Source organism: Archangium gephyra, assembly GCF_049060025.1.
GTDB lineage: Bacteria > Myxococcota > Myxococcia > Myxococcales > Myxococcaceae > Archangium > Archangium gephyra_A.
The window spans coordinates 4102238-4120074 of record NZ_JBMEQQ010000002.1 but is presented as its reverse complement, the minus strand read 5'-3'; the positions used below and the strand labels follow the sequence as shown (position 1 = coordinate 4120074).

Here is a 17837-nt window from a genome sequence, read left to right as displayed (position 1 = left end):
AGGTCTGCCCCTCATTTGGGGAACTGGCCCCCGGGGGCGTGGGAGTGTTGCCGGGTTCACCAGCCGGTGCTCATCCACCCACCCGCCGCCCTACCGCCGCCCAGGCGAGTCCTCGGGGGAATCCCCAGACACCGTTCTACCTGCTCTCCCTCCATGGCTCCGCGCGGCATGGAGGGTCCGTATGTTCTCCCTCAGGGACTCCACCAAGGAGGAGGCCATTTCTGCCGGGAGCTGGCTGGAGATCGACATCGAGTGGACGGGTGCCGGCCTGCGTGCCCGGGCCCTGGGCAGCCGCCACGAGCAGCCCGGCGCGCACCCGCTAGGGCCCGAGCTCACGGCGGACTCCCTGCATGCCCTCGCCGGGCGTGTGAAGGCAGCGGCCGAGAAGGGCAGGCGCCTCGACTCCCAGCTTGCACAACAGGTCCAGGCGCTCCACCGGGCGCTCTTCCAGGGAGACCTCCAGGGAGTGCTCGCGCGGCTGCGCGAGGCCGCCGCGGGCCGGCCCGTCCTGCTGCGGTTCATGTTCCAGGAAGCGGCTCTCCAGGGCTTCCCCTGGGAAGCCCTCTGCGAGCCCGGAAAGGATTTCGGATTCCTCGGGAACTCGGCGAGCGTCCTGCCCGTGCGCGGCGTGCGCTCGCCCGAGCCCTGGCAGCCGCGCGAGGTGCGAGGCGCGGTGGGGCTCCTGGCCATCGCGCCACTGCACCCGCACACCCTCGCGCAGTTGCAGGGGACACTCCACGAAAGTCTCGCCGCGGGCGAGATCGAGTGGCTCGAACCCCTCACCGGACCCCGGGCCCGGAGAGCCGCCCTGTTCGAGCGTCTGAGGCGCCAGCCCGAGCCCCACATCATCCACTTCATCGGCCATGCGGGTCTGCAGGAAGGGTTGCCCGTCCTCCGGCTGGCGGACGAGGAGGGCGAGGAGAGCTGGCTCCCGGTGGAGTTGCTGGCGCAGCAGCTCCACCGGACCTGGGGCAAGGGTCCCCTGCGGCTCATCGTCCTGGATGCCTGTGAGGGGGCGAGCCCTGGCCCCCTGGCGAGCGCGGCCGAGCTGCTGACGCGCACCGCGGCGGATGCCGTCGTCGCCTACCTCTGGCCCGTCAGGACGGATGTGACCCTGCGGTGCTCGCGCGCCTTCTACCGCGCGCTCACCCGTGCGGCCCAGCAGGAGGGGGACGTGGCGCTCAGCCTCAACGAGGCCCGCCGCAGCGTGCTGGCGGAGCTGGAGGGCAGTGCCGAGGCGTTCTCGCCGGTGCTGTACCTGCGCGGCCGCGATCCGGTCCTGTTCGATTTCAAGGCGCGCAGGGTCCTGCCTCCGCCGCCCGCGTCCGCTCGTCCGGGAGCGTCGCCTCCGTCTCCGGCCCTGGTGCGGCTCCTGGAGCAGCCCTTCACGTTGATGCTGGGGGACCGCTGGGAGGAGGAGGAGCCCACCCTCCGCAACCTGCGCGAACGGCTCCAGGGCGAGCTCACCCAGAAGACGGGCGCCGTGACGCCCGAGCTCCCTCTCATCACCCTGGCGCAGCATTTCGCGCTGCGCATCGGGCTGGAGGAGCTGGATTATGAGTTCCAGGACGTGTTCGGCCACACGGACTTCATGCCACCGCTGGTGCCGTTGCTGGCGCGGCGGCTCGGTGCCGGGGTTCACATCACGCTCCTGCGGTTGCCGGTGTTGGAGCAGGCGCTCGCCGAGCAGCATCCGGACTTCACGCTCCACGTCATCCAACCCTCCTCGCGCGCGGACAGGCACGCCCTGGTGATGCGGCGCCAGGCGGGCGCGAGCCGCTGGGAGCGGGTGAACAAGCTCCCGGCCTCATTGGACACCACGCGCGAGCTGGTGGTGCTCCGGCTGTGCTCCGGCTACCTGCCGGCCCACCACTTCACCCGGCCGCTGCTCACCGAGGATGATTACCTGTTGGGCCTTCGCGGCCTGGGAAGCCTGCTGCCCGCCGAGCTCGCCGATCCCATCCAGAGCGTCCTGAGCCAGCGCCCGCTCCTGCTCGTCGGGTTGTCCCAGCTCACCTGGTGCCACCGGATGCTGCTCTACCAACTCTTCGGCAGACGCGCGTTGATGCACGGCAGCGTGGCTGTCCTCGACCCCCACATGCATGAGCAGGAGGTGTGGGAAGAAGGGCGGGGACTGCCAGGAAGGACCGGGGTGAGGGCCCTCGAATCGACGGATGAGGAGCTGATGGACTGGCTCGAAACGCTGGCGGCCGGGAGGGCGCCATGAGCGGCTCCGCCAATCCCTTCCTGGGACCCCAGCCCTACCGCGCGAGCGAACGGGACCGTTTCTTCGGCCGGGAGGAGTCCACGCGCAAGCTGGTGCAATGCATCCTGGCCTGGCCCTGCCTCCTGCTCTTCGGCCCCTCGGGAGCCGGCAAGTCCTCGCTGATGCAGGCCGGGGTGATGCCCCTGTTGGAGGAGAAGCACGGCTTCCGCGTGGTCCACGTCGGGGCCTGGCTGTCTGGCTTCACACCCCTCGAGTGGCTCGTCCACGCGATGTTCGCGGACCTGATGCTCGGCCCGGTGCCCGAGGGGATGGACCCCTACGAGGCGCTCGACGAGGCCGTGCGGCGGGCGGAGCGGCGCTCGGAAAGACCGGTGCTGCTTCTATCTGGACCAGTTCGAGCAACTCTTCCTGCCAGGGCGTTCCCTGGAGCAGACGGACGCGCTGCTCGCGGGACTGGTGCGGCTGGTGCGCAATCCCTTCCCGGGACTCCAGCTCGTGCTGCTGCTGCGCGAGGACTACCTGGGACGATTCCGGGCGCGGCCGTGCTGCTCGGGCGAGCTGATGGAGCATGGCTTCCGGCTCGGCCCGCTCACGGTGCGGGAGATGGGGGAGGTGGCGCGCAGGCTGGCGGCCTCCGGCATGCCCCCTCAATCCTGGCCTGAGCAGGAGCTGTGGCAGTTGATGTTGCAGGTGCGGATGCCGGGGCAGGACGCCACGGGCGAGGCCGAGGTCCAGACGGCCTTCGCGCAGATCGTCTGCCGTGCGCTCTGGGAGGAGCGCGCCGCCGGGGGAGCGGTGAATGGGCCGGTGGAGGCCGAACCCATCCTGCACCGCTACCTGGATGTCACGCTGGAAGGGCTGGGGCCCCTGGCGGCGGATGCCCGGCGGCTGCTGGAGGAGCACCTGGTGGCCTGCGATGGCAGCCGGACGCTGCTGACGGAGCGTCAGGCACGCGCCGCGCTCCCCCCGGGGCAGGCGGACCGGGTGCTGACCACCCTGGAGAGAACCGCGGTGCTCTTGGCCGGAGAGCACCACGGCAGCCGTTACTTCGAGCTGGGCCACGACTGGCTGGCGAGGAAGGTCTTCGAGGCTTCCGGCGGGAGCGGTTGCGGCAGGAAGAGGCCCAGCGGCGGCTTCAACGGGAGCGCGCCCGCTCGCGCAGGTTGCGGCTCATCTCCGTGTTGGCCCTGGCGGTGGCGGTGGCGATGGGGGGGCTGTTCTTGTGGGCGCTGGCGCAGGCGGAGCGGGCCCGGAGCCAGTCCTTGATGTCGGGGGCACGGGAGTTGTTGGAGCGCGGCCAGCCCGCGATGGCGATGAAGCTGTTGCTCGAAATCCACCGGCCGGAGCGGACTCGAGGGTGGAGGAGCCTCGCGTACGGCACCCTGGCACACAGCGCTCCAGAGGTGACGTTCCGCGCCCCGGGAGCGGTCTACGCGGCCCGCTTCAGCCCGGATGGAGAGCACGTCGTCACCGCCAGCGAGGATGGGTCGGCCCAGGTGTGGCGGACGGATGGGACGGGCCCCGCCGTGGAGTTGAAGGGGCACGAGGGGTTGCTCACCTCCGCGGCCTTCAGCCCGGACGGACGGTCCGTCGTCACCGCCTCCTGGGATGGGACGGCGCGGGTGTGGCGAGCCGATGGAACGGGCGAGCCCCGGGTGCTGAAGGGGCACACCGGGCCGGTCGTCACCGCCACCTTCGGCCCGGAGGGCCAGGCCGTCGTCACCGCCTCCTTCGATGGGACGGCGCGGGTGTGGCGGGTGGACGGGACGGGCTCCCCCGTGGTGCTCCGGGGGCACGCGGCCCGGGTGCAGTCCGCCGCCTTCAGCCCGGATGGCCAGCGCGTCGTCACCGCCAGCTCGGACGGGACGGCACGCGTGTGGCGGGCGGATGGCACGGGCGCGCCCCGTCTGCTGGAGGGACACACGGGAGCGGTCATGTCCGCCGTCTTCAGCCCGGATGGCCAGTGGGTCGTCACCGCCAGCGAGGATGGGACGGCACGCGTGTGGCGGGTGGATGGCACGGGCGAGCCCCGGGTGCTGAAGGGACACACGGGAGCAGTCATGTCCGCCGTCTTCAGCCCGGATGGCCAGTTCGTCGTCACCGCCTCCTGGGACGGCACGGCGCGGGTGTGGCGAGCCGATGGCACGGGCGAGCTCCGGGTGCTGAAGGGGCACACGGCGCAGGTGCAGTCCGCCGCCTTCAGCCCGGATGGCCGGTCCGTCGTCACCGCCTCGTGGGACGGCACGGCGCGGGTGTGGCGGAGCCATGGGCCGGGCCAGCCCGTGGAGCTGGAGGGGCACAAGGGGTTGCTCATGTCAGCGGCCTTCAGCCCGGATGGCCGGCGCGTCGTCACCGCCTCGTGGGACGGCACGGCGCGGGTGTGGCGGGCCGAGGGGACGGACGAGCCCGTGGTGCTCCGGGGACACGCGGGGACGGTCACGTCCGCCGCCTTCAGTCCGGACGGCCAGCGCATCGTCACCGCCTCGTGGGACGGCACGGCGCGGGTGTGGTGGGCCGAGGGGAGGGGTGAGCCCGTGGTGCTCCGGGGACACACGGCGCAGGTGCAGTCCGCGGCCTTCAGTCCGGATGGCCAGCGCATCGTCACCGCCTCGTGGGACGGCACGGTGCGCCTGTGGCGGGCGGATGGCACGGGCTCCCCCGTGGTGCTCCGGGGGCATGCGGGCGTGGTGACATCCGCCGTCTTCAGCCCGGATGGCCAGCGCATCGTCACCGCCAGCTCGGACGGGACGGCGCGCGTGTGGCGGGCGGATGGCACGGGAGAGCCCGTGGTGCTCCGGGGACACACGGCGCAGGTGCAGTCCGCCGCCATCAGCCCGGATGGCCAGCGTGTCGTCACCGCCTCGTGGGACGGCACGGCACGGGTGTGGCGGGTGGACGGGACGGGCGAGCCCGTGGTGCTCCGGGGGCATGCGGGCGTGGTGACGTCCGCGGCCTTCAGCCCGGATGGCCAGTCCGTCGTCACCGGCGGCGCGGACGGGACGGCGCGGGTGTGGCGGGCGGATGGAACGGGCGAGCCCCTCGTGCTGCGAGGGCACACCGGGCCCGTCCGGTCCGCTTCCTTCAGCCCGGAGGGCCAGCGCCTCGTCACCTCGGGAGATGACGGAACGGTCCGGGTGCAACGGGTGGATGGGACGGGCGAGCCCCTCGTGCTGCAAGGACACACCGGACCGGTCCAATCCGCCGCCTTCGGCCCAAATGGCCAACGCCTCGTCACCGCTGGCAGTGACGGGACCGCGAGGAACTGGCCCCTGCTCTCCATCCCCGCGCTCCAACGGCACCTGCGTGAGGACAACAAGGACTGCCTGCCACCGGACCTGCGTGAAACCTATCTCTACGAGAAAGAAACGCGGGCCCGCGGGCATTACACCGGCTGCGAACGCTCCCATGGCCGTGGTTCCTCATGAAGGCCCGGGGCTCGCTTCACCCCGTGGCCCGCCGGAGTGGAAGCCGGACCGCTGGATCTCCCAGCAGGAGGTAGCCTCGCAAGTCATTGCGGAGCATCCAGAGGTAGCCGACCTGCCTGGGATGGGTGGGATCTGGCCGCCCCTCCTCGGCCGCTTCCTGCCGCTCCTGGTAGGCGGACATCAAGCTGTCATTCACGTCCCGGAACGAGCGCATCAATGCATCGAGCGCGATCCCCACGCGGCTGCCCTTCGCCAGGACCTCGAGCGCCGAGAGGATGCGCGAAGCACGGCTCTCGGTGAGGTCGTCCGGGTTGGCGAACCCGAAGTTCCAGGCGAGATCACTATGCCCCAGGAAGGCCAGGGGACCGCGCGGATTGGCCAGCAGGGCCTGGGGAAGCGCGGCGAGAAAGGGCGGCTCCCCGGGCCGGGGCAGGCTCTCGAGCACGGCCTCGGGGCTGCCAGGGAAGAGTTGCTGCCGCGCCAGCATCGACAACCAGGCGTGGAACGCGCTCTTGCGTGGAGTGGCGGCCCCGAAGCACGCCACGCAAAACCATACGCCCCCCGGGAGGAAGGGCGGCTGCCGGACCTTGTCCGCGGTGAGCCTCCAGCCCGGGCGTCAGCCAGAGTGCTCCCTGCCTCGCCCGCTGCTGCTCGTCGGAGGCCCATCCCTCACGCGGCGCTCCCATCCCGTGCGACACCGAGAGCAACACCCCCGGGCCCACCGCGCCAGCCACGCGCGGCAGCGCCTCCGGCTCCTCGCCGGGCAGGACGAGTCTCCTCGCCAGATGTCTGGGAATCCATCGCGACTCCACCACCTTCCGGCAGGGCTCCATCAGGAGTTGGTGGCCCCGGATCGTGGCCCGCGAGCCATCGCTGGCCGTGTAGAGCAGCACGTCGGGAGCCTCGGCCTCTCCAGGGGAACGCTCGTGCGCCAGCACCTTCTCCACATAGGCGGCATGGCTGGCGAGGTCCGTGGTTCCCTCCGGTGTCGCGAAGTGCAACCGCCCCACGAAGGCCCCCTGGGCCAGGACGTGCTGGAGCTCGAGGGAGACCTGGTCCGGTGCCCCGAGCACCAACAGGTATCTCGGCCGCTCCTCCTGGGGGACGCTCTCACTCCGATAGACCCGCTCCCTCCACTCCACCGCCTGGGCCGCCTCCATGTCCGGAGGCACCCGGTAGACCTTCACCTCCGCGTCCTGCTGCCGCGCCCGGTGCTCCACCAGCGGGGCAATGGCTCGCAACAGTGAGTCCCCCTCGCTTCCCTCGGGCGCGATCACTCCCCAACGCTGCTCTGGCAAGGCATTGGGGTCCGCATCCGGTCTGTCGAGCAGGGGCACCTCCGCCCGGCGTGGCAACCGCTCGGGCCGGGGGGCGCCCTGGATGGCCTCTGGAGCCAGCCCGGAAGGCAGGAAGGGTTGATGATCTCCAGCCCTGGCGAGCAGGAGCTCGAGGGTCTCCCCGGGTGACTCCGGCGGGGGTGTACGTCGCGGCAAGCCCATGACTCCGTGCGCCCCCTTCCCGTTCGGGGCTCATCACATCAATGTAGGGCTGAGCTCCATCTCCGTCCAAGGGACGAGCCGAAGGAGTAGCCCGTGATTGATCATGACCAGGCGCAGATTATTTCGGAGCTGTCACGAGATCTGGTCAGCCAGATGGCTCCTGGAGAGCTGCCGCGGTTCGAGGCGACCCGCGCGGCCTATTTCGAGGATCCAGACAAGGTGCTACGGGGGGCGCCGGCCCAGGACGAGATTCTCGACTTCGGCATGGGAGAGACGTTGGCCCAGATGACGCCCGCCATCCTGGCGGTCGTGACCCAGGTCGTCGCGTTCCTGGCGTCTGAGATCAAGAAGCAGCTCAAGACGGAGAGCTTCGGCTTCGTGGGAGAAGCTCTTGAAGGGGATGTTCAAGAAGTTCAAGGAGCGGATGGGCATCTCCCGGCCCAAGGTACCGACGCTGACTCCCGAGATGCTCACCCGCGTGCGCGAGACGACCCTGCAGAATGCCTCCAGGCTCCATCTGCCTCAGGAGCAGGCCATGGTCCTGGCCGACGCGGTGGTGGGCAGCCTGACCCTCGCTCCCGCCGGGTGAGGCCCCCTCTGGGGTTCATCGTGTCCGTCCCGGCAGCGAATAGATGAGGTTCGCGGAGAAGGCGGTCTGTCCGTAGTAGGACCCGCCCGCGATGGACCAGTTCATGCCGCCGGCCACGGCCAGGCCTGTCCTCCCGATGGGGAGGCTGAGGCCAAGCTGGGCCTGCAGGTAGTTACCGGGCAGGCTCGGGACGCTGAGGGGCCGCAACGGCGAGGACTGGCCGAGATGGCCCCTCAGTCCGAGGCTCGAATGCAGCCTCGGCATGCCACGGAGGAGCCGTGCCTTCACGCCCAGCGCGACGGCGAGGGTGGCGCCCAGGGCTCCCTCCCCGGCGCTGAGCAGGTAATCCGGGCCGAACGACGCCATGGCGTCGACCCGCCACGGTGCGCGGAGGTCCCTGGTGAGGCTGTACGTGCCGGCGCCCAGGAGCGCCGCGCGAAAGGGCACGGGACTGGACCGGGTCGCCGGAACGTCCAGTTGCACCTGGAGTCCTCCATGCGCGGAGTCCACCGCATCCTCGAAATCGTCGAGGGCCTGTTGGAACCGGGGGCTCGCGGCCGCCGCGGTCCGGAGCCGGGCGGGAAGCCCGGGGGAGCAGGCGGCGGCGAGCCCCTCGAGCGTGCCGCCGGGAGCGAAGAGGGCATCGAGACACCGTGCACGCTGCTCGGGGGGGAGCGTGTCGAGCGCGCGCCGCAAGTCCTCGCGGATTCCGCCCCCCGCGGAGAGCGCCTGGCGCTGGGCCTGGAGGGCCGCGGCGGACAGGGTCTCGAGCTCGCGGTGGGCCACCGCGGCACCGAGGAAGTCGATGTTGGACCGCAAGCCGAAGAATCCGGCCGGTTGCTCATCCCCGAGAGGAGCGGGCAGCACGACGCTGACATCGAAGAGACGCGACAGCCGCGCCTGGGAGCCCGGGTCCTTGCTCGCGATGGCGAGCGGGTTGGCCGAGAAGGTGAGGAGATGGGCCCGGCCGTAATCGCTGGACACGACGCCCAGTGAGGCACCCACGAGCCCCACCGGTTGGACGGAGACCGTGGCATCGATCTGGCCGGGGGTGCCGGCAACGCCAACACCCAGGACCGGCTGGACCGCCTCGCGCTGGATGACCTCGACGGCCTCGTCCTCCCGGAGGAGCTGTCCGAGGCGTGATTCATCCACCGCGAAGGTGCTGACCAGGAGCGAACAGGCCTCCGGCTCGCTCGAAGGACAGCCAACGCCCCCAGGACAGGTGGGGTGAAGGCTCTGGTAGCGCTCCAGACAGGGCCCTGGAGCCTGGGCCAGGACGAATGCCAAAAGAGAAACAAGCATGAAGGACCCCCTCCCACCAGAAGCTCTCCCCAAGAACATGGAAGAGCCAGCTACCTGGAAGAGCAGGAGATTCGTCGATTCCTGAGCCTTGGTTGGACAGAGCGTCGTGCAGAGCGCTGGCTCAACCCACCAGCAGCCCCACCACCGCGCCACCCAGCACGAGCCAGGCGGAGTTGACGCGGTAATGGATGAGCAACACGGCGCTGACGAGCGCGAGGCCCACCGTCCACACGTCCACCAGGGCCGCGCGTCCGAGTTGCCAGGTGACGGTGGCCATCAGCGCCAGCGAGGCCACGTTGACGCCGTCGAGAAAGGCCCCCGCCACCCACGAGCGGCGCATGCGGGGCACCAGCGGGCCGCTCACCGCGACGAAGAAGAACGCGGGCAGGAAGATGCCCACCGTGGCCACCACCGCGCCCCAGGGTCCGCCCAGCACGTAGCCGATGAAGGTCGCCGTGGTGAAGACGGGCCCGGGCGTCACCTGGCCCACCGCCACCGCGTCCAGCAATTGCGCCTCGGTGAGCCATCCCCAGCGCTCGACCAGGTCCGCGCGCAGGAAGGCCAGCAGCACGTAGCCGCTGCCGTAGAGGACGGAGCCCACCTTCACGAAGAAGAGGAAGAGGCCTCCGAGGCTGAAGGCCGGGGCCGCTGTCGCCGCCAACACCCCGCCCAGTGGCAGCCCCGGCAGGAGCGCCTTCACCGCCGGGGGCGCCGTGCCTCCGCCCTCGCGCTTCCGCGTCACCAGCCGCCACACCGTCACGACGCCGCCCGCGAGCAGCAACAGGAGCAGCTCGTTCACACCCAGGAATCCCAACGCCACGCAGGCCACGCCCACCGCCGCCAGCAGCTTCGTCTTCGCCGCCCCTCGCGCCAGTCCCCAGATGGCCTGCAGCACCACCGCGATGATGACGGGCTTCACGCCATACAGGACATGCCCCACCCGTGGGAGCTGCCCGAAGCGCGTGTACACCCAGGCGATGGCCGACACGATGAGGAACGCCGGGAGGATGAAGCACGTGCCCGCCACCACCAGGCCGCTCCAGCCCGCCCGCCGGTGGCCGATGTGGATGGCGAGCTCTGTCGAGTTGGGCCCGGGGATGAGGTTGGCCGCTCCGAGCAGATCCAGGAACTCCTCTCGCGTGAGCCACTTGCGGCGCCGGACGACCTCGTCCTCCATCAGCGCGATGTGGGCCGCGGGGCCTCCGAAGGCCGTCGTCCCCAACCGCAGGAAGAGCAGCGCCAGCTCCCGCAGCGCACCCTCCTGGCTCACTTCCGCCGCTCCGCTCCCGCTGACAGCCGCGCGTCCACCGACCACGGCCCCGCTCCGACGAGCAGCAGGAAGAGGGCGCCGAGCAGCATGGAGAAGTCCGTCCGGGACTCGTGGGCCATGCTCCAGAAGCCACGGCCCAGCAGGATGGGCACCTTCGTGCTGGCGATGGCCACCAGCATGTTGATGATCAGCGGCACCGCCGCCAGCCGCGTCAGCAGGCCGAGCAGCAGCAGCGTGCCTCCCACGATCTCCACCACCCCGACGAAGGGCGCCAGCACCTCGGGCGCGGGCAGGCCGATCTTCGTGAAGCGGCCCACGCCCAGCTCCCCCGGGTAGAGGAACTTCTGGATGCCCTCGGACAGGAAGACCGCTCCCACCATCACCCGGATGAGCAGTGTCTCGGGCGGAGCCCCGCTGGATAGAAGACGCTCGAAGCGCATCGTCACTCCCTCCTCTCCGGCCGCTCTTCGCACGGATTGTGTGCCCTGTCGCGGCGCATTCTCGTCACGACGCTCCGTGTCGAAGGGTCCACCGGGGGCGGGTGGACGCCTCGCGAGCGGCTCGGGCAGCATGCGCGCCACCCGAAGCGGGGGAATCCGGACGATCCTGGGGAATTCCCCGCCGTTCCCAGGGTTACCTCCCTTCGTCTCACCCGACACAGCACAGCGAGAACGCATGAACAGCAAGAAGCCCCTCCGCCTTTCCTGGGCTCCCACGCTCGGCGCCTGTCTCCTCCTGGGATGCACGGCCAGCTCTCGGAGCACCCAGCCGGAAGTGGCCGTCCAGGCCTCCAAGCCCCGCTCCCTCGGCGTCGACACCAAGTACTTCGACCCCAGCGTGCGCCCGCAGGATGACTTCTTCCGCTACGTCAACGGCACGTGGTTGAAGACGGCCGAGATCCCCGCGGACAAGGCCCGCTACGGCTCCTTCATCGAGCTGCGCGACAAGAGCGAGGCCGCCCTCCGCACCCTCATCGAGGAGGCCGCCGCCACCCAGGACAAGAAGGCCGGCACCGACCCGCAGAAGGTGGGCGATCTCTACCAGAGCTTCATGGACACTGAGCGCATCGAGTCGCTCGGCCTCCAGCCGGTGCGTGCGGACCTCGAGCGCATCGCCGCGCTCCAGGACAAGCAGGGGCTGCCGGAGCTGTTCGCCGCGATGATGCACCTGGGCGTCCAGACGCCGTTCAACCTGTACGTGGGTCAGGACGCGAAGCAGGCCACCCGCTACATCACCTACGTCAGCCAGAGCGGGCTCGGCCTGCCGGATCGCGACTACTACTTCAAGCAGGAGCCGCGCTTCGCCGAGACGCGCGCCGCGTACCTCACCTATATCGAGACGCTGCTGGGCCTGGCGGGTGAGAAGGACCCGGCCGGTGCGGCCAAGGCCATCCTGGCGCTCGAGACGTCGCTCGCGGAGAAGCACTGGGACCGCGTGCGCAACCGGGACCGCGAGGCCACCTACAACCTCAAGAGCGTGGCCGAGCTGGAGCAGCTCACGCCGGGCTTCTCCTGGCCGCGCTACCTCGAGGCCCTGGGCGCGGAGAAGACGCCCGGCGTCATCGTCCGCCAGCCGGACTACTTCCAGGCCATGGCCGCGGCGCTGACGAACACGCCGCTGCCCGTGCTCAAGCAGTACCTCACCTTCAAGCTGCTCGACGACATGGCGCCCCTGCTCAGCTCGCCGTTCGAGCAGGCCGAGTTCGTCTTCCGCGGCAAGACGCTCCAGGGCCTCCAGGAGAACCGCCCCCGTTGGAAGCGCGGGGTGGAGGCGGTGGACTTCGCGCTGGGCGAGGTGCTCGGCAGGCTCTACGTGGATCGCCACTTCAGCCCGCAGAGCAAGGCCCGCATGCAGGAGCTGGTGAAGAACCTGCGCGTCACCTTCGAGAAGGGCATCGATCAGCTCGAGTGGATGAGCCCGGACACCAAGACCCAGGCCAAGGCGAAGCTGGCGAAGTTCAACGTGAAGATCGGCTACCCGGAGAAGTGGCGGGACTACTCCGCGCTCACCGTCAGCAAGGACGATCTGGTGGGCAACCTGAAGCGCGCCACCACGTTCGAGCTCCACCGCAACCTCGACAAGCTCGGCAAGCCCATCGACCGGCTCGAGTGGGGCATGACGCCGCAGACGGTGAATGCCTACTACAGCTCGACGATGAACGAGATCGTCTTCCCGGCCGCCATCCTCCAGCCTCCCTTCTTCAATCCCGAGGCGGATGACGCCGTGAACTACGGCGCCATCGGCGGCGTCATCGGCCATGAGATCAGCCACGGCTTCGACGACCAGGGCAGCCGCTCCGACGGTGACGGCAACCTGCGCGACTGGTGGACCGCGGAGGACAAGACCGCCTTCCAGCAGCGCACCCGCATGCTGGCCGAGCAGTACTCTGCCTTCAAACCGCTCGAGGGGATGAACGTCAACGGCAAGCTGACCCTGGGCGAGAACATCGGCGACCTGAGCGGCCTGACGGTGGCCTTCAAGGCCTACAAGCTGTCGCTGGGGGGCCAGGAGGCTCCCGCCATCGAGGGCTTCACCGGTGACCAGCGCTTCTTCCTCGGCTGGGCCCAGGTGTGGCGCACGCTGCACCGCGACGATGCCCTGCGGCAGATCCTCCTCACGGATCCGCACTCGCCGGGCGAGTACCGGGTGAACGGCGTGGTGCGCAACATGCCCGAGTTCTACTCCGCCTTCGGTGTGAAGGAGGGTGACGGCGCGTATCTGCCTCCCGAGCAGCGCGTGAAGGTCTGGTAGTTTTTCAGTGATGGCGTGCCCCCGGGGGCGCTTCCGACGCGGCGAGTCATGCGAGTCCTTCGCCGTTTCGGAAATACGCCCCCGGGCTGATAGGTTCGCGCGCCACCATGCGAATCCGCGCTTTTTCCGCCGCCGCGTGCGCCCTCTGGCTCACGCACTGCAGCCATGCTCCGACGCAACTGGAGGCCCAGGCCCCCAGCGCGTCCCAGCCCGCCCCCGCACCCGCCGCCTCGGCGAGCGCTCCCTCCCAGGCCTCCTCCCGTCCGAGCTATCCCGCCGCGCGCAAGGATGAGGTGGTCGACGACTACCACGGCACGAAGGTGGCCGATCCGTACCGCTGGCTGGAGAACCCCGACTCGCCCGAGTCCCGCCAGTGGATCGAGGCCCAGAACCAGCTCGCCTTCGGCTACCTGGAGAAGATCCCCGCCCGCGCTCAAATCAAGCAGCGGATGACCGAGCTGTGGGACTACGAGAAGTACGGCGTGCCCTGGCGCGAGGGCAACCGCTACTTCTTCCACCGCAACAACGGCCTGCAGGCCCAATCCGTGCTCTACACGGCCGACTCGCTCGAGGCCGAGCCCCGCGTGCTGCTCGACCCGAACACGCTGTCCGCGGATGGCACCGTGGCCCTCTCGGGCCTGGAGATCACCGACGACGGCAACCTGATGGCGTACGGCGTGGCCTCCGCCGGCAGTGACTGGAAGGAGCTGCGCGTGCGCGACGTGCGCACGGGCAAGGACCTGCCGGACGTCGTCAAGTGGGTGAAGTTCTCCGGTGCCTCCTGGACGAAGGACGGCAAGGGCTTCTTCTACAGCCGCTATGACGAGCCCAAGGCCGGCGAGGCCATGAGCGGCGCCAACTATTACCAGAAGCTCTATTTCCACAAGCTGGGCACGCCGCAGGCCGAGGACGTCCTCGTCTACGAGCGCAAGGACCAGAAGGAGTGGGGCTTCAGCGGCTTCGTCAGCGATGACGGGCGCTACCTGCTCATCAACGTCTCGCACGGCACCTCGCCGAAGAACCTCGTCTTCTACAAGGACCTGAAGGATCCCAAGGCCCAGGTCGTCGAGCTGCTCAAGGAGTGGGAGGCGGATTACGAGTACGTCGGCAACGACGGCACGCTCTTCTATTTCAAGACGGACCTGGAGGCGCCGCGCGGCCGCCTCGTCGCCCTGGACCTGCGCAAGCCGGAGCGCAAGAACTGGAAGGAGATCCTCCCCCAGGGCGCGGAGACGCTGTCGAATGTGAGCTTCATCAACGATCAGTTCGTCGTCAGCGTGATGAAGGATGCCCGCTCGCAGGTGCGGCTGTACTCGCGTGATGGCAAGGCCAAGGGCGAGCTGGCCCTGCCCGGCCTGGGCACCACCTACGGCTTCGGCGGCAAGCGCCAGGACACGGAGACCTTCTACGCCTACGCCAGCTACACCACGCCGACCACCATCTACCGCTACGACCTGAAGACCGGCCAGAGCCAGGTGTTCAAGGCGCCGAAGGTGAAGTTCGATCCGTCGCAGTACGAGACGACGCAGATCTTCTACACGAGCAAGGACGGCACCCGCGTCCCCATGTTCCTCAGCCACAAGAAGGGGCTGAAGCTGGATGGGACCAACCCCACGCTGCTGTACGGCTACGGCGGCTTCAACGCCCCGATGATGCCGGGCTTCAGCGTGGCCAACCTGGTGTGGATGGAGCAGGGCGGCGTCTTCGCCGTGGCCAACCTGCGCGGCGGTGGTGAGTACGGCCGCGAGTGGCACGAGGCGGGCACGAAGCTGCGGAAGCAGAACGTCTTCGACGACTTCATCTCCGCGGCCGAGTGGCTGCTCGCCAACAAGTACACCTCGACCCAGCGCCTGGCCATCAACGGCCGCTCCAACGGAGGCCTGCTGGTGGGCGCGGCGGTGACGCAGCGTCCGGAGCTGTTCGGCGTGGCCCTGCCGGGCGTGGGCGTGATGGACATGCTGCGCTTCCACAAGTTCACCATCGGCTGGGCGTGGACGAGCGACTACGGCTCCGCGGAGAACCCGGAGGAGTTCAAGGCGCTCTACGCGTACTCGCCGCTGCACAACCTGAAGCCGGGCACGCGCTACCCCGCGATGCTCGTCCACACCGCGGACCACGATGACCGCGTGGTACCGGGCCACAGCTTCAAGTTCACCGCGGCCGCCCAGGCGGCGCAGGCCGGTGAGGCCCCGGTACTCATCCGCATCGAGACTAAGGCGGGTCACGGCGCGGGCAAGCCCACCGGGAAGATCATCGAGGAGTACACGGACCTGTGGGCCTTCACGCTGCACCAGATGGGTCTGGGCGGCGGTCAGGCCGTCGCGGCTGACCAGTCGCGCTGAGCTCCGGTGCTGAATTGAAGCGGGCAGCCATCCGGGCGCATTCCCGGGTGCCTGCCCGCTTCCTTGCCTCACACCGAAGGGCATCCACCTTGTCCGGAAACGATTTGGACAAGGAGATGCCACGTGAAAAAGCTTTCCATCCTGGCCGCCGCCACCTTCGCACTCAGCCTCGTGGGTTGCGCCAATACCTCGAATGCGCGCGATGCCGAGGAGCCCTCCAACGAAGAAGCGGTGTGGCAGCCCTACCACGAGCGGGCGCGCGAGGACCGTGAGGACGCCCCCACCGTCTATGACGGCGAGGTGTCTGGGGACAGCGGCCAGCACTCCACGGTGACCACGGGCGATGGGAAGCGGTGGGACGTCACGGGGGAGCCCGGCGAGCAGGAGCCAAAGACCCCGGCCACCCAGGACGGCGACGAGGCCACCGGTGGCTCCGGCGAGGTGAAGGAGGACGTGGAGATCATCGACGAGGGCCCGACGGACGAGGCGCCCCAGGAGTGACGCCGGAGCGCGTGGGGGAGCGTCAGTCTCAGGACTCCAGCGAGGCGCGCAGGAACCAGGCGTGCTTCTCGAACTCGGTGATGATGCCGGTGAGCAGGTCCACCGTGTCCGTGTCCTGGTGCTGCTCGGCCACCTTGCGGCTCTCTCGCGCGCCGGTCAGGTAGGACTCGATGCGGTCGGCCAGCAGCCGCACGTGCTCCAGGTCCTTCGACGTCTCCTGCGGGTAGTCCGGCAGCCGGCTCGTCTTCGCCACGTGCCGGCTGGTGCCGTACGCCTTGCCACCCAGCGTCACCGCGCGCTCGGCCACCGAGTCGTTGTGCGCCGCCAGGCTCACCGCGAAGGTCTCGAAGAGCGGGTGGAGCGCCGCGAACTGCGGGCCCTTGATGTTCCAGTGGGCGACCTTGATCTGACTATGGAGATCCAAGCCATCGGCCAGACGCTCATTGAGCGTGGCGGAGACGGCGGTGCGGGTCTGCTCGGAGAGGGGGCTGGGGCTGCGGTACATGCGCTCATTCCTTTCGTGTGTGTTTGAGAATGAGATGCGTGGGCCCGCAAAGTGACGCGCCCCCCGGTGTTGCCACCGGAGGGCGTGTCTGATGTCAGCGTGTAGCGGAACGTCTACGACTCGAGGCCCACCGCCGCCGCGTGGACGACCGAGGCGATGCGGACGGCGTCGTGCACCTGGTCCTCGGAGAGGCCGCCTTCGATGACGACCTTCTCGTGCGACTGGACGCACGTCTCACAGCCGTTGATGGCGCTCACCGCCAGGCAGACGAGCTCGAAGTCCACCTTGTTGGTGCTCACCTGCACCAGCCGGTTCATCCGCAGGCCGGCCCGCTTGGCGGAGTAGGACTCCTTCCCCACCATGTGGCGGAACCGGTAGTAGACGTTGTTCATCGCCATCAGCGAGGCCGCGGCGCGCGCGTCCTCGATGATGGGATCCGCCTTCTCACCCAGCGCCTGACGGGCCTCGTGCAGCAGGGCCTCCTTCAGCCGCTCATTCCGGGCCGAGAAGGCACTGCCCACCGCCACCCCCCAGCGCTGCTCGGGGGTGAGGCTGTTGTTCTCCAGCACCGACTGGAGGTTGAGCCGGGTATCCCGGTGGGCATCCGTCAACTCACCGCGAACGACTTCGAGCGACGCCATGACGTATTACCCCGCCTTCGCCAGCTTCTTGGTGAGCGTCTCCTCGCCCTTCTGCCAGTTGCAGGGGCACAGCTCGTCCGTCTGGAACGCGTCCAGCGTGCGCAGCGTCTCGGAGACGTTCCGGCCCACCGACAGGTCGTTCACCGACACGTGCCGGATGATGCCCTGGGGGTCCACGATGAAGGTCGCGCGCAGCGCCACGCCCGCGTCCTTGTGCAGGATGCCCAGGCCCGCGCTCAGCTCGCGCTTGATGTCCGCCAGCATCGGGAAGGGCAGGCCCTTGAGGTCCGGGTGGTGCGTGCGCCACGCGTGGTGCACGTACTCGCTGTCGGTGCTCAGGCCCAGCACCTGCGCGTTGCGGTCCTGGAAGTCCTTGTCCCGCTTGCCGAACTCGGCGATCTCGGTCGGGCAGATGAAGGTGAAGTCCTTGGGCCAGGAGAAGAGCACCAGCCACTTGCCCTTGTAGCTGTCCTGGTTGATCTCCTTGAACTCCTTGCCCTTCTCCAGGCTCACGACGGCCGTGAGGTTGAACGCGGGGATCTTGTCGCCAACGGTCAGCATGTGATTCGACTCCTTGGGGGTTGAGGCCTGCCTGCTGGCAGACCGGACAGGGTTTCGTCGCGTACTACTGGGAGCAGCGTCCGTGCCAGGGAAACTCCACCTGTGATTCCAAAGGGTTGACTCCTACCCACTCCCCGGACGGTGCCGCAGTATCGGTGCATACCGAAATATCGGTGCCCAGCGCCACTGACATTTCGGTGGCGCTCCGGTTATCTACAAAG

The 17837-nt window shown here is 69.2% G+C and carries 14 protein-coding genes and 1 pseudogene; 8 read left to right on the top strand and 7 right to left on the bottom strand.

Going from position 1 to position 17837, the window contains the following annotated elements:
• Nucleotides 1–181: 181 nt before the first annotated feature.
• The 4 genes and pseudogenes from ACN28I_RS17910 (at nt 182) to ACN28I_RS17895 (ending at nt 5652) form a co-directional block, all read left to right on the top strand.
• Nucleotides 182–2227, top strand: a complete 2046-nt coding sequence (locus ACN28I_RS17910) for a CHAT domain-containing protein (RefSeq protein ID WP_420943206.1) — start codon at nt 182–184, stop codon at nt 2225–2227.
• A pseudogene (locus ACN28I_RS17905) lies at nt 2224–2583 on the top strand (hypothetical protein); the annotation flags it as partial. The gene ACN28I_RS17910 and the pseudogene ACN28I_RS17905, both read left to right, overlap by 4 nt.
• 28 nt (nt 2584–2611) lie before the next feature.
• Nucleotides 2612–3493, top strand: coding sequence for a hypothetical protein (locus ACN28I_RS17900; protein ID WP_420948660.1), 882 nt, complete (start codon nt 2612–2614; stop codon nt 3491–3493).
• The gene (locus ACN28I_RS17895; protein WP_420943205.1) at nt 3406–5652 is read left to right on the top strand and encodes a hypothetical protein; all 2247 of its coding nucleotides are present in this window, start codon (nt 3406–3408) and stop codon (nt 5650–5652) included. Before ACN28I_RS17900 ends, ACN28I_RS17895 begins: the two co-directional genes overlap by 88 nt.
• A 16-nt stretch (nt 5653–5668) precedes the next feature.
• On the opposite strand, the gene ACN28I_RS17890 is transcribed toward ACN28I_RS17895, so the two are convergent.
• Nucleotides 5669–6196 carry a hypothetical protein gene (locus ACN28I_RS17890; RefSeq protein ID WP_420943204.1) on the bottom strand — a complete coding sequence of 176 codons (528 nt, stop codon included), beginning with the start codon at nt 6194–6196 and terminating at the stop codon, nt 5669–5671.
• A gap of 1346 nt (nt 6197–7542) precedes the next feature.
• On the opposite strand from ACN28I_RS17890, the gene ACN28I_RS17885 reads away from it, so the two are divergent.
• Nucleotides 7543–7740 (top strand): hypothetical protein, encoded by a 198-nt coding sequence (locus ACN28I_RS17885; protein ID WP_420943203.1) that lies wholly within the window; start codon nt 7543–7545, stop codon nt 7738–7740.
• A 15-nt stretch (nt 7741–7755) separates the two neighbouring features.
• Here ACN28I_RS17885 and ACN28I_RS17880 read toward each other — a convergent pair whose 3' ends face one another.
• From ACN28I_RS17880 to ACN28I_RS17870, 3 genes are all read right to left on the bottom strand, one after another.
• Nucleotides 7756–9045 (bottom strand): hypothetical protein, encoded by a 1290-nt coding sequence (locus tag ACN28I_RS17880; RefSeq protein ID WP_420943202.1) that lies wholly within the window; start codon nt 9043–9045, stop codon nt 7756–7758.
• A gap of 121 nt (nt 9046–9166) precedes the next feature.
• A complete protein-coding gene (gene chrA, locus ACN28I_RS17875; protein WP_420943201.1) occupies nt 9167–10315 on the bottom strand; it encodes a chromate efflux transporter in 1149 nt (382 codons plus the stop codon).
• Nucleotides 10312–10755, bottom strand: a complete 444-nt coding sequence (locus ACN28I_RS17870; RefSeq protein WP_420943200.1) for a DoxX family protein — start codon at nt 10753–10755, stop codon at nt 10312–10314. Before ACN28I_RS17870 ends, chrA begins: the two co-directional genes overlap by 4 nt.
• A gap of 235 nt (nt 10756–10990) precedes the next feature.
• Between ACN28I_RS17870 and ACN28I_RS17865 the strand changes: the two genes are divergently transcribed.
• The 3 genes from ACN28I_RS17865 to ACN28I_RS17855 all read left to right on the top strand — a co-directional run bounded on the left by ACN28I_RS17865 (nt 10991) and on the right by ACN28I_RS17855 (nt 15909).
• Complete coding sequence (locus ACN28I_RS17865) at nt 10991–13066, top strand: M13 family metallopeptidase (RefSeq protein ID WP_420943199.1); 2076 nt, start codon at nt 10991–10993, stop codon at nt 13064–13066.
• A 107-nt stretch (nt 13067–13173) separates the two neighbouring features.
• Entirely contained in the window at nt 13174–15408 is a 2235-nt protein-coding gene (locus ACN28I_RS17860; RefSeq protein ID WP_420943198.1) for a prolyl oligopeptidase family serine peptidase, read from the top strand.
• A 123-nt stretch (nt 15409–15531) separates the two neighbouring features.
• Nucleotides 15532–15909 (top strand): hypothetical protein, encoded by a 378-nt coding sequence (locus ACN28I_RS17855; RefSeq protein ID WP_420943197.1) that lies wholly within the window; start codon nt 15532–15534, stop codon nt 15907–15909.
• Between the two features lie 28 nt (nt 15910–15937).
• On the opposite strand, the gene dps is transcribed toward ACN28I_RS17855, so the two are convergent.
• The 3 genes from dps to ACN28I_RS17840 form a co-directional block, all read right to left on the bottom strand.
• On the bottom strand, nt 15938–16414 hold the full coding sequence (gene dps / locus ACN28I_RS17850) for a DNA starvation/stationary phase protection protein Dps (RefSeq protein ID WP_420943196.1): 477 nt from the start codon (nt 16412–16414) through the stop codon (nt 15938–15940).
• 113 nt (nt 16415–16527) lie between these two features.
• Nucleotides 16528–17055 carry a carboxymuconolactone decarboxylase family protein gene (locus ACN28I_RS17845; protein ID WP_420943195.1) on the bottom strand — a complete coding sequence of 176 codons (528 nt, stop codon included), beginning with the start codon at nt 17053–17055 and terminating at the stop codon, nt 16528–16530.
• Nucleotides 17056–17061: 6 nt separating this feature from the next.
• A complete protein-coding gene (locus ACN28I_RS17840; RefSeq protein WP_420943194.1) occupies nt 17062–17616 on the bottom strand; it encodes a peroxiredoxin in 555 nt (184 codons plus the stop codon).
• Between the last annotated feature and the right edge of the window lie 221 nt (nt 17617–17837).

Bases quoted from the DNA above. Each gene is read 5' to 3' on its own strand.
- ACN28I_RS17880 (WP_420943202.1), bottom strand. From the start codon at position 9,045: ATGCTTGTTTCTCTTTTGGCATTCGTCCTGGCCCAGGCTCCAGGGCCC.
- ACN28I_RS17860 (WP_420943198.1), top strand. From the start codon at position 13,174: ATGCGAATCCGCGCTTTTTCCGCCGCCGCGTGCGCCCTCTGGCTCACG.
- ACN28I_RS17845 (WP_420943195.1), bottom strand. From the start codon at position 17,055: ATGGCGTCGCTCGAAGTCGTTCGCGGTGAGTTGACGGATGCCCACCGG.
- ACN28I_RS17840 (WP_420943194.1), bottom strand. From the start codon at position 17,616: ATGCTGACCGTTGGCGACAAGATCCCCGCGTTCAACCTCACGGCCGTC.
- ACN28I_RS17865 (WP_420943199.1), top strand. From the start codon at position 10,991: ATGAACAGCAAGAAGCCCCTCCGCCTTTCCTGGGCTCCCACGCTCGGC.
- ACN28I_RS17910 (WP_420943206.1), top strand. From the start codon at position 182: ATGTTCTCCCTCAGGGACTCCACCAAGGAGGAGGCCATTTCTGCCGGG.
- dps (WP_420943196.1), bottom strand. From the start codon at position 16,414: ATGTACCGCAGCCCCAGCCCCCTCTCCGAGCAGACCCGCACCGCCGTC.
- ACN28I_RS17870 (WP_420943200.1), bottom strand. From the start codon at position 10,755: ATGCGCTTCGAGCGTCTTCTATCCAGCGGGGCTCCGCCCGAGACACTG.